Origin of the sequence: Hydrogenispora ethanolica (genome assembly GCF_004340685.1) — a bacterium.
Taxonomy (GTDB): domain Bacteria; phylum Bacillota; class UBA4882; order UBA8346; family UBA8346; genus Hydrogenispora; species Hydrogenispora ethanolica.
The window spans coordinates 1-14,652 of record NZ_SLUN01000003.1; the positions used below are offsets into that span (position 1 = coordinate 1).

The 14,652-nt window shown below is 55.7% G+C and carries 13 protein-coding genes; 11 read left to right on the top strand and 2 right to left on the bottom strand.

Annotated features, from left to right (window positions below; translation table 11 throughout):
• Nucleotides 1–176: 176 nt before the first annotated feature.
• The 4 genes from EDC14_RS03240 to EDC14_RS26580 all read left to right on the top strand — a co-directional run bounded on the left by EDC14_RS03240 (nt 177) and on the right by EDC14_RS26580 (nt 3,326).
• Entirely contained in the window at nt 177–674 is a 498-nt protein-coding gene (locus EDC14_RS03240; RefSeq protein WP_132012763.1) for a cation:proton antiporter regulatory subunit, read from the top strand.
• 203 nt (nt 675–877) lie between these two features.
• Complete coding sequence (locus EDC14_RS03245) at nt 878–2,089, top strand: cation:proton antiporter (RefSeq protein WP_132012764.1); 1,212 nt, start codon at nt 878–880, stop codon at nt 2,087–2,089.
• Between the two features lie 245 nt (nt 2,090–2,334).
• Nucleotides 2,335–2,643, top strand: a complete 309-nt coding sequence (locus EDC14_RS03250; RefSeq protein ID WP_132012765.1) for a zinc-ribbon domain containing protein — start codon at nt 2,335–2,337, stop codon at nt 2,641–2,643.
• Between the two features lie 506 nt (nt 2,644–3,149).
• Nucleotides 3,150–3,326: a hypothetical protein gene (locus tag EDC14_RS26580; RefSeq protein ID WP_165907757.1), complete on the top strand. Its 177-nt coding sequence runs from the start codon at nt 3,150–3,152 to the stop codon at nt 3,324–3,326.
• A 213-nt stretch (nt 3,327–3,539) separates the two neighbouring features.
• Here EDC14_RS26580 and EDC14_RS03255 read toward each other — a convergent pair whose 3' ends face one another.
• Both EDC14_RS03255 and EDC14_RS03260 read right to left on the bottom strand, forming a co-directional pair.
• Nucleotides 3,540–4,505, bottom strand: coding sequence for a hypothetical protein (locus EDC14_RS03255; protein ID WP_132012766.1), 966 nt, complete (start codon nt 4,503–4,505; stop codon nt 3,540–3,542).
• Nucleotides 4,506–4,544: 39 nt separating this feature from the next.
• Entirely contained in the window at nt 4,545–5,180 is a 636-nt protein-coding gene (locus EDC14_RS03260) for a TetR/AcrR family transcriptional regulator (RefSeq protein WP_165907758.1), read from the bottom strand.
• A 505-nt stretch (nt 5,181–5,685) separates the two neighbouring features.
• Here EDC14_RS03260 and EDC14_RS03265 point away from each other — a divergent pair.
• From EDC14_RS03265 to EDC14_RS03295, 7 genes are all read left to right on the top strand, one after another.
• Nucleotides 5,686–6,894 (top strand): ROK family transcriptional regulator, encoded by a 1,209-nt coding sequence (locus EDC14_RS03265; RefSeq protein WP_165907759.1) that lies wholly within the window; start codon nt 5,686–5,688, stop codon nt 6,892–6,894.
• 89 nt (nt 6,895–6,983) lie between these two features.
• Nucleotides 6,984–8,234, top strand: a complete 1,251-nt coding sequence (locus EDC14_RS03270; protein ID WP_132012769.1) for an ABC transporter substrate-binding protein — start codon at nt 6,984–6,986, stop codon at nt 8,232–8,234.
• A 76-nt stretch (nt 8,235–8,310) separates the two neighbouring features.
• Nucleotides 8,311–9,231, top strand: coding sequence for a carbohydrate ABC transporter permease (locus EDC14_RS03275; protein ID WP_243662793.1), 921 nt, complete (start codon nt 8,311–8,313; stop codon nt 9,229–9,231).
• Between the two features lie 18 nt (nt 9,232–9,249).
• Entirely contained in the window at nt 9,250–10,086 is an 837-nt protein-coding gene (locus EDC14_RS03280) for a carbohydrate ABC transporter permease (protein ID WP_132012770.1), read from the top strand.
• A gap of 30 nt (nt 10,087–10,116) precedes the next feature.
• The gene (locus tag EDC14_RS03285; protein WP_132012771.1) at nt 10,117–11,373 is read left to right on the top strand and encodes a Gfo/Idh/MocA family protein; all 1,257 of its coding nucleotides are present in this window, start codon (nt 10,117–10,119) and stop codon (nt 11,371–11,373) included.
• Nucleotides 11,374–12,050: 677 nt separating this feature from the next.
• On the top strand, nt 12,051–13,829 hold the full coding sequence (locus EDC14_RS03290; protein ID WP_132012772.1) for a methyl-accepting chemotaxis protein: 1,779 nt from the start codon (nt 12,051–12,053) through the stop codon (nt 13,827–13,829).
• Nucleotides 13,830–14,077: 248 nt separating this feature from the next.
• Nucleotides 14,078–14,575: a GNAT family N-acetyltransferase gene (locus tag EDC14_RS03295; RefSeq protein WP_132012773.1), complete on the top strand. Its 498-nt coding sequence runs from the start codon at nt 14,078–14,080 to the stop codon at nt 14,573–14,575.
• Nucleotides 14,576–14,652 lie beyond the last annotated feature (77 nt).

Below are 14,652 nucleotides of genomic sequence, written 5' to 3' on the forward strand. Positions count from 1 at the left end.
CGGAATTCAAATCGAAAAATTTTCAGATGCGTGTTTTCATCAATGGTTTCAAGGGTTCCCAAGGTTGCTTGTGTTCGTTAACCGGACAGTAGTGATAATAGGTATTTTTTTATCATTTTCGAAACGGTTTTGGTTTCCGTTCGTCCCGAGGGACACAATTTTGGAGGGAAGATTACATGAGAATTTTGGAGTCGGATCTGCCGGGAATCGGCCGCAAGTTTCAGATGGAGACCCATAGCGGGGATAAAGTGGTGGTTATCGTCCACGATGACGGCCGGCGCGAGGTGTACCATTTTTATCACGACCAACCCGATGAAAGCATTTCCATGGTGACCCTGGAAGACGACGAGGCCAGACAGATTGCGGGCATTATCGGCGGAATGGCCTATAAACCCAAGGCGTTGGAGATTATGGACGTTGCGCTGGACGATCTGGTGATCGAGTGGTACCGCATTGAACCCGGCTTCAAGTGCATCGGCAAAAATATCGGCGAGTTAAAAATACGGCGCAGGACCGGCGTCTCCATCATCGCGGTGGTGGAGAAAGAGCAAAAACGGATCAATCCCGGACCGGATTACGAATTCGTCCCCGATTCCATCCTGGTCATCGCCGGAGAGCGCAAGCATTTGAAGATGTTGAAAGAATTGTTGCTGAACGGCGGGACGAACGAGTAAAAGCCGGGACCGGGGCCATTGCTTGCTGTCTGGCAAGGCCCGGCGACGGGATGGTTTGGAGCGGATTGCAATCGTCGCCATAGATAAAAACCGGTTGCGACCTATCGAACGGGGAGAAAACGAGGAATCCGGGACGAACCGGTTTCTCAAAACAAGTTATCAGGAGGTGCAAAAGTTTCACCACTCACCATTTAGGGGGAAACATGAATATCATCGTATTTGAAGTAGGACTGGCTATTGGCTTAATATCGCTGGTGGGGCTGCTCTCGACCAAGCTGCGTTTTTCGGTGATTCCATTTTACATCCTGATCGGCATGGCGGTCGGTCCCCATGCCCCCCACTTTGGAATCATCGATCTACGGTTCATTGAAAGCTCGGTGTTCATCGATTTCCTGGGCCGGATGGGCGTGTTATTTCTCTTGTTCTATCTGGGTTTGGAATTCTCGGTGAGCCGCTTGTTACGCTCGGGCAAGTCGATTCTCTTCGGCGGCACGTTTTATGTGGCCATTAATTTCTGCTCCGGTTTGCTCCTCGGCTGGCTGGCCAATTTCCCCATCAAGGAAACCCTGGTGGTTTGCGGAATCATGACCAGTTCATCCACTGCCATCGTCGCCAAAGTGCTGGTGGATCTGAAACGGACCGCCAATCCCGAGACCGAGATCATTATGGGCATGATCATGTTCGACGACCTGTTCATCGCGGTCCACATGTCCCTCTTGTCCGGCTTGATCCTCAGCGGCGCCAAATCCGTCTCCGGCGTGCTGCTGACCACTTTGGGTGCCCTCGCTTTCATCCTGCTGTTTCTGGTCTTCGGCAGAAGAGCCATCAAGTATCTTGACAACGCGCTTGACATTCAATCGCCGGAACAATTTCTTCTGGTGATCATGGCGGCCCTGTTTCTGATCGCCGGTTTCTCCGAGACTTTGCACGTGGCGGAGGCCATCGGTGCACTGCTGGTCGGATTGGTACTCGCGGAGTCGGCCCATGTGAAAAGGATCGAACATCTGATCGCGCCCTTTCGCGATTTCTTCGGGGCCCTCTTCTTTTTCAGCTTTGGTTTGAGCATCGATCCCTTATCTTTGGGCGGGGCGGTCGGTCCGGCCATCCTCGGCGTCCTGCTGACCATCATCGGCAACCTCTGCTCCGGAACCCTGGCCGGCAAGACTTCGGGCATTTCCGCCCGTTCCACGGCGAATATCGGATTTACGCTCATCTCCCGGGGCGAGTTTTCGATTATCATGGCCAACATCGGCAAGGCCGGCGGCCTGAAACCGGCCATTCAGTCGTTTGCCGTCCTCTACGTGTTGATCCTGGCGGTGTTGGGCCCGCTGTTGACCAAAGAGTCCAAGAAGATTTATAGTGCAACGCAAAATATGATCACTTGGCTGAAAAGTTTTAAGCGGCGGCCCTCTTGAAATATATAAGTTATAATTGCATGGACCTGAAAGAACGGCGGACCGGCAATGGGCAAGGGATAGGCGGAAATCGCTTCCTACGAAAAACAGATTGTATATTTCAGGAAATAATGCTATACTATAAGCAATGCCTATACTGAGGATTCTAAGGTCTGCAAATTCACTCTTTCGAAGTTGCCTCCGACGTAGCCTCCTGAGGAAAGGCAAAATATAGCCTCTGAGGCTAACATTTGGAGGGTTTTTTCATGTATCAAGACAAAGTCAAAGTGTGTAAGGAATGCAATCAGGAGTTCACCTTCACCGCCAGTGAGCAAGAGTTTTTTGCTTCCAAGGGTTTCACCAATGAGCCGGGACGTTGCCCGTCCTGCCGTGCCGCCCGGAAAGAGAAATCCGGTTTCAACGGCAACCGTGGCGGATTCAACGGCCGTTCCGAGCGTCAAATGTATCCGGCGGTCTGCTCCAGCTGCGGCGCCAACACCATGGTTCCTTTCCAACCGAGCGGTGACAAACCGGTTTATTGCCGGGATTGCTTCCAATCCAGAAGAAGCTATTAATCCGGAGAATTGCAGCGTTACTTTTGACGAAAAGAGCCCCATTCGTGGGGCTTTTTTTATTTGGTGGGACGTTCGGAGATTACCGGAGTATCCGCCGGGAATGGAATAGGACCGGCGGGCCGGATTGCTCCGCCCGCCGGTCGCGGGGATTGGCTTTTCAGGATCGGATCCCCGGGGTCTGCAAGTGATCAGGCCGCCATGTTTTACCCGTTCTTAGCATATGCCTGCGGCCTGCGCATGGTTCCAAGCGCCGCGCCATCCCGACGGCGGAGCGTTGTTATTTTGCACGATAATGATAATGATTCAAGTATCTTGCCCTGATTTCGCAGGGTTTTATCATGGATTGCATTCGGGAATTCACCAAAAATTGCATCGCCGATATAATATATTACTCCGGAAAATCACGGGCGATTTTGGAAAATGCCGACAGGGCACGGTTTTTCCGAAATCGCCCCTCGGAATCACCCCCGGAGTAGAGATCCCTTCTGCAAAGGAGGCGATTTGCGATGAATGATATCCAGGAGATGGCCATGCACCATCCGATCGATCTGCTGGATCGCGGAGTCGTCACCGGTACGAGTACGGTCGTCTCCCTTCTTGGGCTTGATCTGATCGGAATCCGCCAACTGAAAGTGGTAACCACCCTCGAAACCTGGTTGAATTGCGCCGAATTCCTCTGGTAGTTGGTGCTGGCGCCGGTTCAACCGTGGTCGCCGCAGGGCCGGCTCCGTCAGGCTCCCGGATGGCCGGGGCTCCGGGCCGGCCCTGGCGGACTTCCCCCCATAGGTACCCAAAGGATTGTTCAAAGGCAGAAGCCGCTTTCACCTGAGTGAAGGCGGCTTCTTTTTTGACTGCGGCGGGGGCCCGGTTTTTTGAGTATGGGAGAGCTGCGTCTATCAAAAAGAGGTCTGCTTGGCCGGAGCGGCCGGGAGGTCTGCCGCGCCGCCAAGGAAGCCCGGCCGCAGGTCGACGGGGACGGGTTGGCCGCGCAGGATGCCGCACTGCCGGGCCAAGGATTCGGCCAGGGCTTGCAGGCCGGGCTGTTGCGCCTCATGAAAGGGCAGCGTGATCGTGCCCGAGCCTTCCAGCTCCAGCCGGAGCAGCAGCATTCGTCCCCCAGGGACGGCGGAAGCATCATCCGGGGCCAATTGGATCCGGACGATCCGGGTCAACGGGATGAAATTCCAGACCCCGCCGTAGCGCATGGCATAGTATTTTCCGATCCGGTCAAGGTCGCGGATGGCGATGAGCTCCCGGTCGGTCAGGACGGTCAGGTGGTTTCCCACCAGCGTGCGCTGGAAGAACTTCAGATAGGGGAGATGGACCTCCGGTTGCAGGAGCGACTGCAGCACGGTTTCGCCCGGCAAGATGCTCTGCTTGGCAAAATTCATGAATTTGTAGTTCTGGCGGCTATAAATGTTCAATTTGGCCAATTCGGCTTGATGATCGCCGGGTTCCGGGAGGCTTTCCGCGGGAAGTGCCGCGCGGATTCGCGCGAAGAGCGGCTGGAAAAGCTGCTTGACGACGGCGCAATACTCGATCTTGAGCGCCGCGGCGCCGGGACAGTAAAGGGTGAACCAGGCGTAGAGGAGGCTGTGGCCGGTCTCCAGATAGGTGATCCGACTCAATGGATAGACGGCCGTCCGCAGTTCGTGTTGGACCTTCTCCGCGATGGCCACGGTCTCCTCCGACAGGCAGATCAGCTTGGGGGTGGTCTTCCGGAAACCGAACCGGTCCGGGGGGCAAAAGATGGTGTAGGGGAATTGGCGGCCGCCGTCGCGGATTGTTTCGCAAAATTCCCTGAAAAAACTGGGGACCTCTTCCGGGGTTTTCAATACGCGGGCCCAGGTATCCTTATACATCACGGCACCCTTCTTTCCTGTTTATCTTCCCATGAATTTTTACCCTTGTTCCCGTAGTTTCTGGTGGAGCAAGCCGTCCAGGGCGGTGTCGATTACCTGCCCTATCAACTCTTCCTGCTGGGATTCGGTGATCCGGATGTGGGTGAGCAACAGCGAGGTGATCCCGTGATTGACCGCCCAGAGCGTCTGAGCGATCAAGGCCGGATCGCGGGCGGGGAAGTACTGCTGCTCGATGGCCGCGGCCACCAGTTGCTGCAGGATCCGGAAGGCCTGCTGCGGAGCGCCGCCCCCGTCGCCCAGGGCGGGGCTTGCCTTTGCCAGCAAGCCCGATGCGAAAGCCAGCCGGTAATAATTGGGGTTCTCCAGTCCGAATTGGATGTAGGCGCGCATGCCGCGCCGGATGGCGGTCACTGGGTCGGCATCCGGCCCTTCGCCCAAGCAAGCGTCCTGGTAGGCGATGAACTGGGTGAAGATCTCCTGGACCAGGCAGGAGAGGAGCTCCTCTTTGTCTTTGAAATGATGATAGATGGTGGTGGGGGAGTATTCGATCCGGTTCGCCAGCTTGCGCATGGAGACATTCTCATACCCCTCCTGGACGAACAGCGTCTCGGCCGCGGCCAGGATCTTGCGGCGGATCGACTCTTTGTCCCGTTGTTTCCGTTCCTTGACTCCCATGGATACTCCGTTTCTAAACATCGTTACTTAAGTTAACACCGTTAATTATAACTCCAAAAACGGCCGATGTAAAGATTATCCATTCCCCATTTTGAAACTCCGGAGCGGGCTGTCCTATCTCCTTCCGATACGCATGGATCAGCGGCGGGGACTGCCACCGTATTGGCTATCGTTGCAGAGGCAACGGCGATGATCGCCGGAAGATCTTCAGCCGCTCCGGCGGCAGCGGCGATGCCCGCCGGCGTTGCCGGAGTTCTCCCGGCATGGACCGCCGCCGCGGCGAGAGGATCGGGAAGGAGCCCGGCAAGAACCGCGACCCGCGCGGTACGCTCAAGCGCAGTCCGCGCAAGGCCGGGCCGGGGGGCCGCTGCTGCACCGGAAGGAACGGCGGAGAATTTTTTAAAAAAATTTTTCGATTCCGAAAGGAAAATTGGAACCGGGATCGAATAAGAACAAAGTTAGTCCAATGGAAAAACAAAGTCTATCAAAAAGTGTGGGGCATAAGATGAAAAATAAAGCATGGAGTTCAGCCAATCTGGAGTTTGTGCAATGGTCCAACTACTTGCTGGTCCTAAATATACTGCGCAACCAGGGACCGATTTCGCGGGCGGAGATATCCAAGACCACTGGCTTGAGCCCGACCACCGTGAGCTATGCCGTGAATTCGCTACTCGAAAACCAGCTGGCCAAGGAGATCGGCGTGGGGGTATCCAGCGGCGGGAAGCGGCCGATCCTACTGGAGTTCAACCCCAAAGGCAGTTATATTCTCACGCTGGTACTGAATGAATTCAAGTTGCTTTGGGCTGTCTCCGATCTCCAGGGGGAACTGGAGCTGCTGGAAGAAATCCCGCTCCAAGGGAGAAAAGGCGAGGAAGCCCTGGACTTCCTGGTGCGGACCATCGAGCGGGCGCTGGCCCAGGCCGCGGCGGCGAATATCCACCCCGCCAGCATCGGCATTGGCATTTCCGGTATTGTCAACTTCAAGAAAGGCGAGGTTCTGTACTCCGCCGGACTGCAATGGAACAATCTAGAACTGAGGGCGATGCTCGAACAACAATTCGGCCAGGAGATCTTCGTCGTTAACGATATGAACGCCGCCGCTTACGCCGAGAAAGTCTTCCAGCCCGATCTGAAGGTCGCCAATCTTCTCTACATCATGGTCGGCCAGAAGATCGGCGCCGGGATGATCATCGACCATCGGATCTTTGAGGGATGTAACGGCAGCGCGGTGGAGTTCGGGCACACCAGCGTGAATCTTCACGGCCCGCGCTGCAATTGCGGCAATTACGGCTGCCTCACCGAGTATGTGTCCGAAGACGCGCTGCTGCGGCGGATCGCGGCGGCAATCCGCCAAGGCGCGCCCACCGCGCTGGAGGAGGAGGCGCTGACGGTGCCCGCCGTCGCCCGGGCGCTGCGGAGCGGCGACCCCTTGGCCGTGCAGACGGTGCGGGAAAGCGTCTTCGCGCTGTCGGTTGGCATCACCAACCTGGTCAATCTGTTCAATCCGGAATTGATCGTCATCGCCGGGGACGGAATGGTCCAATGCGATGAGTATTTTCAGGAACTAAAAACGAACATTTTTAACATGGCCCTGAAAACCGCCGCCCGGGATCTGGCCATCAGCCGTCACCGGGTCCCCCGGGCATTTTTAAAGGGAGTCGCCGCGCTGGCCATCGAAGCCTATTTCGAGATGCCGCGGGTGATGACGGCCTGACCGCGAAGGCGGCATCCGCATGGGATTTATGCCGTTTTCCTTCCGTGGAGACGGAGCGGCGTAATCATAAAAAACAACGAGGTGATCAAATGAAAAGGAAGTATGGTTTTCTGCGGTTAACGGTCATTCTCTTGCTCCTGTGCCTGACGGCGGCGGCCGTGGCGCAGGGCGCCGGCAAGCCGGTCACCATCACGATGCTCCAGCCCGGACTGGAACAGCCCAACATGAAACAGGCGACCCAGAAACAGATCGACCAGTTTGAAAAGGAGAACCCCAATATCAAGGTGGAACTGATCACGGTCGGCTGGGACCAGGCCTATGACAAACTGGTCAATATGTTTCAGACCAAAACCGCCCCTGACGTGATTTACACCGGCACCCGCTGGGTCGTCCCCTTCGCCAATATGAAAGGCATTCTCCCGCTGAACAAGTATTTTCCCAAAAGCAAAATGCAGCAATTCCCCAAGCCGCTGATGGACTCGGAAATATCGGGCGGCAAGATCTATGGCGTCCCCCATGCTTTCTCTTCCAAGGTATTGTTTTACCGCTCCGATTGGATCAAGGAACCCCCGAAAACCTGGAATGAACTGATCGAGACCGCCCAAAAGGTCCAGAAGGAACATCCCGGCGTATACGGCTACGGCGCGGCCGGGGCTAAACATGTCTCCACCACCGACCAGTTCTTCAATGTCCTGTTCTCCTTCGGCGGAAAGGTATTCGACCGTTCCGGAAAGTGTGTACTGAATTCGCCCCAGGGAGAACGAGCCTTAAAATTATATGCCGGTTTTCATTTGGATGCCAAGATCGTGCCGAGCCCGCTGGAGTACAACCGGGAGCAGTTGCCGATCCTGTTTAAGCAGGGGAAGATCGCGATGTTCGAGTGCGGTCCGTGGGCCGGCCGGATGATGGGCCTGAAGCCCGACAATACGGAAGTGCCGTACAAAATGGCGTTGTTGCCGGCCGGCACTGAACAGCACTGCATTCTGAACTCCGATTCGCTGGTGGTCTCGGCCAACAGCAAGAACCCCGCCGCCGCCTGGAAGCTGATCGATTACTTAACCACGCTGGACGTCCAGGCCGAATACGATCGCGATCACGGGCTGACCCCGATCCTGATCGAAGAGGCCAAAATGCCGGAGTTCAAAGACGATCCCTATTTCGGGATCTTCATCAAGGCCATCGACAACGGCCTGCCCCAGCCGCAGCCAGCCATCTGGGAGCCTTTCCAGGACATCATCGCCAACATGGTCCAAGAAGCGTTCCAGGGCGTCAGCCCCAAAGCGGCCCTGGCGAAAGCGGTGAAACTCATCAAGGAACAGCAACTGGAACCGAGACGCTAACGGAAGAAACCGTAATTGCCGGCCATGAAACCGGCAATTACAATTTTATCGGAGACGAAAAGGGGTGGATTGAAAGATGAGGGATTCGTATCCGGCGGGCCTTCCCAAGCATGATCTCCGGCGCATGATCTCTCCCGAATATTCCCCGCTGTGCTATTTGGCCGGGGCCCTGCTTATTCTGGCTGTTTTTGTGGCGTATCCCATCCTCCGGGTGCTTTATATGTCACTGATGCATAATGTCTTGACCCGGCCGGATCAGGGGATCTACTTCGTCGGCCTGGGGAATTTTCTCTCCCTGCTGCAGAATGCCGATTTTTTAATGGCCTTTCAGCGCACGGTCTGGTGGACCCTGCTGTCGGTGGCCGGCAAGACGGTCATCGGCTTCATCATCGCCTTGCTCCTAGTGAACATCACCCGCGGCAAGAAACTCTTCATTTTCCTGCTGTTCATTCCGTGGGTCACGCCGAATGTGGTTGGCGCGATCACCTGGCGCTGGATCTTTGACGGCCAGTTCGGGATGCTCAACTGGCTGCTGCTGCAGTTGCAGCTCATCAGCCAGCCCATCTCCTGGCTGAGCAGCAATTTTTATTCGTTTTTATTCACCGCCCTGGTCGACGTGTGGGTGGGCGTGCCCTTCATGGCCATTGTCTTCATGGGCGGGCTGCAAATGGTATCCCAGGAGATCCTGGAGTCGGCGGATATGGACGGCGCCGGGTACTTCAAGAAGCTGTTTTATATCAAGCTTCCGGTGATCCGGCCGATCGTCCTGGTCGCGACCACGCTGTCGGCGATCTGGACCTTCAATTCGTTTCAGATCATTTGGCCGCTGACCCGGGGCGGACCGGTATCGGCCACCGAGACGCTGATCATTAAAGCATACCGGCTGGCCTTCGGCTCTTTCGACATCGGCATGGGCTCGGCGGTGGCGGTCATCATTTTTCTGGTGCTGCTGGCTTTCAGCGCGTTCTATAATCAAAAACTCAGCGAAACCGACTAAAGGGGAGGCGGGATTCCTTTGCAAGCGAAACATCGCGGTTCATCGATCATTTCCTACGCACTTTTGAGTCTGATCATTCTGGCCATGCTGTTCCCGTTCGCGGTGATGCTGTCGACCTCGTTAAAAACCTATCAAGCGACCTTTCAATGGCCGCCGCAGTGGCTTTCCCACCCGGTGATGTGGCAGAACTACTTCGAGGTCTGGGTCAGCGAATATCATTTTAGCAAACCCTTTGTCAACAGTTTCGTGGTATCCTTCTTTACCAGCTTGTTGAGCATTCTTTTCGGTTTTCCGGCGGCGTACGCGCTGACCCGCTTCCGTTTCCGAGGCCACCGGGCGCTGATGTTCGTGGTGCTGCTGACCCAGATGTTTTCGCCGCTGATCATTATCATCGGAATGATGCAGATGATGAGTTCGCTCGGGCTCATCAACAGCCTGATGGGCTTGATCCTGTCCAACGGGGCCATCTCCCTGCCGATGGCCATCTGGCTGCTGCACGGATACTTGAAAGGCATACCGCTGGATATGGAGCACGCGGCGATGATCGACGGCTGTTCCAGGGTAGTGGCGGTGCGGAAGATCATTTTTCCCATCGCCCTCCCCGCCGTGCTCATGGCCGGTATTTACGCCTTCATCATGGCCTGGAACAATCTGCTTTTTCCGCTCGCCTTCATCACCGATCAGTCCTTAAAGACCATTCCTTTGGCACTGACCGATTTTGTGGGCATGAATATTGTCTATTGGCATCAGATGATGGCCGGGGGAATCATTGCCACCGTGCCGATAGCGATCCTGTTCAGTTTCGTGCAAAAGTTCTTTGTGGCCGGGATCATGGGCGGCGCTATCAAAGAGTAGTCCATTATATTTGGAGGAGGAAACTTGGTAATGCTTGAAGCTGCATTAATCGGTGCCGGAAATCGCGGGAACGATGTCTATGGCGGGTATGCTCTGGAACACCCGGAGGAGATCCGCTTCGTCGCTATCGCCGAACCCGATGCCGCAAAAAGGAAACGCTTCGCCGAATTGCACGGGGTGCCGGAGAACCGGCAATTCGTTTCGTGGCAGGATTTAATGGCCCAGCCGAAGTTGTGCGATCTCCTGTTCATCTGCTCGCTGGACCGGATGCATTACGAGCCGACGCTGCTGGCGTTGGACCAGGGATACCATGTGATGCTGGAGAAACCCATGGCGACCGAGCTGGAGAAGTGCATCGCCATGGTCCGGGCGGCGAAGCTCCGGCCGGGAAAGCTGACAGTGGCCCACGTGCTGCGCTATACGCCGTTTTTCGGAAAGATCAAAGAACTGATCAGCTCCGGCGCCATCGGGGAGGTGGTGGAGATCAACCTGGATGAAAACGTGGGGTATTGGCATTACGCCCATAGCTATGTCAGGGGAAACTGGGCCAATTCCCGGGAATCCTCCCCGATGATCCTGGCGAAAAGCTGCCATGACATGGACCTGTTGGTGTGGCTTTCCGGAAAAAAACCGCTACGGCTGGCTTCCTTCGGCTCCTTACAATACTTTAAATCTGAAAACGCTCCGGAAGGTTCCGCCGAGCGCTGCCTGGACTGTCCCTTGAAGCACCAGTGCCCTTATTCCGCTGTCCGGCAATACCTGGGCCAGGATACCGGCTGGCCGGTGAGCGTCATCAGCCAGGATTTATCGAGCGCCGCGAGAGTGGACGCCTTGCGCAAGGGCCCTTACGGAAGGTGCGTCTACAAGTGCGATAATAATGTGGTGGATCACCAGACGGTCCATGTGGAATTCGAGGGGGGGACCATCGCCAATTTCACCATGTGCGGCCTCACCCACGAACTGTCCCGAGAGATCAAGATCATGGGGACGCTGGGCATCATCCAAGGAAAATTCGAAAGCAACCGGATTGCAGTCCATTATTTCGGCAGGGAGGAGGAGCTTATCACGACGCCCCAATGCCCGGGCCGCCATGGCGGCGGCGACTACGGCCTGATGGAACAGCTGATCAAGGCGGAGCGCGAAGGCAAAATGGCCGCCGATACCTCGGCGGAGGTCTCATTATCCAGCCATGTGATGGCTTTCGCCGCCGAAGAATCCCGTTTGACCGGGAGAGTGATTCAACTGGACCAATTTTCGCGCCTTCCGGGAAGCTCCGACGGAGCATAACGGCGTCCGGCAAGACGGGTTGCTTGAGCTTGTCGAAATTTTTAAAAATTCTTGTATAACTTCGCGCAACCCGGGTCATTCTATACTCAGGGATTTGTAGTAGCCGAGGCGCAGATTGATAAAGGCTCTGTCTTCGGACTTGAAGGGTCTTTATCAGTCGAGCAACTGATCATTATGGGTTCTTTCGCAAGGATTCATAATGGTCTGAGCTAAGATTGTCATCGGTGGGCCAACTTGCTACGGCAGTTGATGAGACTGTCGTGGTAGGGAAACTTATCGGTAGCGGTCGAGCCCAGATTGGCAATGGAGCGAAAGGGTTTATTTGCAGTCGAGAGATTGCAGGTAGATCCCCAAGTTTCCTTGTCAGTCGGTCAAAGGTTATCGTAGTACGTGTAATGGGTGTTTGCAGCCGAAAGGTTGCAGATATCCACGCAACGTGGTGCGGTAGCCGGAGATAAGGTTACTGCAAGTTCCTTTTTTTATGCCCGGACCATGAAGGCCGGGCCTATTTCATAATATTTTCCGAAAGACGGCAGGAAAAAATGGAAAACTGTTGAAATTAACTTTACGATTCCGTAACATTTTTCAAAAATTTTGGATTGCGAGTTCAATCTCGATCGGCGCTGGGTTAATCCTTTGAAGGAACGGTTGACATCATCCGGAGGGGGCATGTGGCGATGGCTGAGGAGACGGTCTGGGGTTCCATGGCGAGGCGTTCGTTAAAAGCGAAACTGATCGGGGGCTTGCTCCTCATCGTGCTGGTCCTGGGCGGCGTGGGCATCGGCTCCTATATCGCGTTGCGTTCGGTCATCACCCAGTTGAATACCATGACCGAGACCACCATCATCGCCAATGACCTCATCGCGCCGGCCCTGGCCATTCCGGAGCAGCTGAACCAGTTCTTCCTGTTGAAGAAGGATGAATCTCGGCAGGAAATCTCCGACAATCTGGCCATTCTCCAAAAAGACGTGGATTTATTGAAGACTCAGGTCTGGGACGAGGACGGCGCCGGCCTGGTGGACTCCTTGGCGAATATCATCCAAACGTACCGGGAGCGGATCGATGAAGCCTTCAATTATCTCGACAAGCAACAGGACAGCACCGCCGCGGCCGCCGCGGGCGACGGGGCCGATGTTAAGAAAATCGGCGGTCTGGTGCAAAATACGATTCAAGGCTTTCACGAGCGCTCGGCAGAGGTCAAAAAGACGGGCGGGTTTATCAAGGATACGGTCCAGGAACTGATCGCCACCGAATTGAACTACTACCGGAAAGTCAAGGCAATGTTGGACCGGCGCCTCAATCAACTGGGCTTTCTCATTCTGGGGATCCTGATCGTCACCGCCGGACTCAGCACCCTGCTGGCCGGGCTCTACCTTACCAAAATCACCGGAACCATCTCGCGGCTGGCCTACGCGGCCCAACGCATCGCTGCCGGAGACCTGCGGGTCGAGGATGTCGGGGTCACCTCCAGGGACGAAATCGCGATCCTGGCCAACTCCTTTAATAAAATGAGCGAAAATCTGCAGCAGCTGATCGGCAAGATCGGCGCCAGCAGCGCCCAGGTGGCGGTATCGGCCCGCTTTTTGCAGGAGAGCGCCGATCAGAGCACCCGGGCCAGCGAGCAAATTGCCGCCACCATTCAACAGATATCGCTTGGCGCCACCGAGCAGTCCCATGAATCCCAAAAGACGGTGGACGTCGTCAATGAACTGTTGGCGGGGAATGAGAAGATCTCCGCCAATGCCGGACGCGTCCTGGAAACTTCGGAGAAGGCCACGCAAGCCGCTGCCCTGGGCAACCAAAAGATCGCCGGACTGATCAGCCAGATCGGGGTGATTGAGGAGAAATTCGGCGCGATTCAGACCGTGACCGACAGTCTGCGGCAGCGTTCCGACGAGATCGGCGAGATCCTCGGGGCCATTACCCAGATCTCTTCCCAGACGAGCCTGTTGTCGCTGAATGCCTCGATCGAGGCGGCCCGCGCCGGGGAATACGGCCGGGGCTTCGCCATCGTCGCCGACGAGGTCAAGAAACTGGCGGAGGGCAGCGAACAATCGGTCATCGATATCACCCAGATCCTGGAGGAGATCCAGCGCCTGTCGGAACAGGTGGCCGCCAGCATTTTGGCAGGAGTCAAGGAGGTCAAAAACGGCAACGCCGTCGCCCAGGAAGCCCGGGTGGCCTTCCAGGCGATCGTGAACACCAGCCTCGAAGTGGAGCAGCAAGTGAAGCAGATGACAGAGGAGATTCAAAAGATGGTCGGCGAGATCAAAAATGTCGAGGGAATGAGCCAAACCATCGCCACCATCGCCGAGGAATCCTCCGCCAGCAGCGAAGAGGTGGCCGCCGCCGCCGAAGAGCAGACCGCCGGGCTGGAGGAGATCCTGAGCTCCGCCTCGACGCTCTCCCGGATGGCCGTGGAGCTGCGTGAAACGGTGCAACAGTTCAGCGTGTAATGATACCGCCGGCTTTGGAAGCGGATGGGTATTTTCAAAGACTTATACTGTGAGGCTGCTCCTACGGGGCAGCTTCTTTTGATTTCCCGCTTTTTTGGTGGGGTGAAAAGCCTTCGGAATTGGCCGTTTATAAATCATCCGGTTCTGGTATAATCTTCGTAACCATCCCCGGACTGAAATGAATGATGGGTCAGGGGACAATGAGTTCCCAATCGTTGGGTTGCGAAATATTGGAGGAGGTTCGAGCCATGAATGAAGAAATCGAGTTGCAAGACCTTTCGGCTGCCGATCGAACGGCGGTCATCGCCATTTTCAATGATGCCATTGAGAACAGCTTCGCGGCCTATCCCGAACATCCGGTGAGCTACGAGTTCTTTGACATGATCCTGCATTCCGTCAAAGGATATCCGTCAGCCACCCTCCGGACTCCGGCGGGCATGGTCATTGGATTCGGTTTTCTCCGGCCTTATCATCTTATCCCCGTCTTTCGCAGGACGGCCGAGATCTCCTATTTTATCAAACCGGAGTATACCGGCCGCGGCCTGGGCCAGCGGCTGCTCGATCATTTGTTGGCGGGAGCGCGGCAAATGGAGGTGGACTGCATCGTGGCCAGCATCAGTTCACTGAATCCGCCCAGCCTCAAGTTTCACAGGAAGCACGGATTTCAGGAATGTGGCCGTTTCCTGCGGGTCGGCCGCAAAAAAGGAACGGATTTTGATGTAGTCTGGATGCAGCGGTTGCTATAAGCCGATCGCTATATGACGCCATAATTTGAATCCCATGATGTGCGAAAAACGGCGAGGCGTTCGTCATTTTCCCAAAT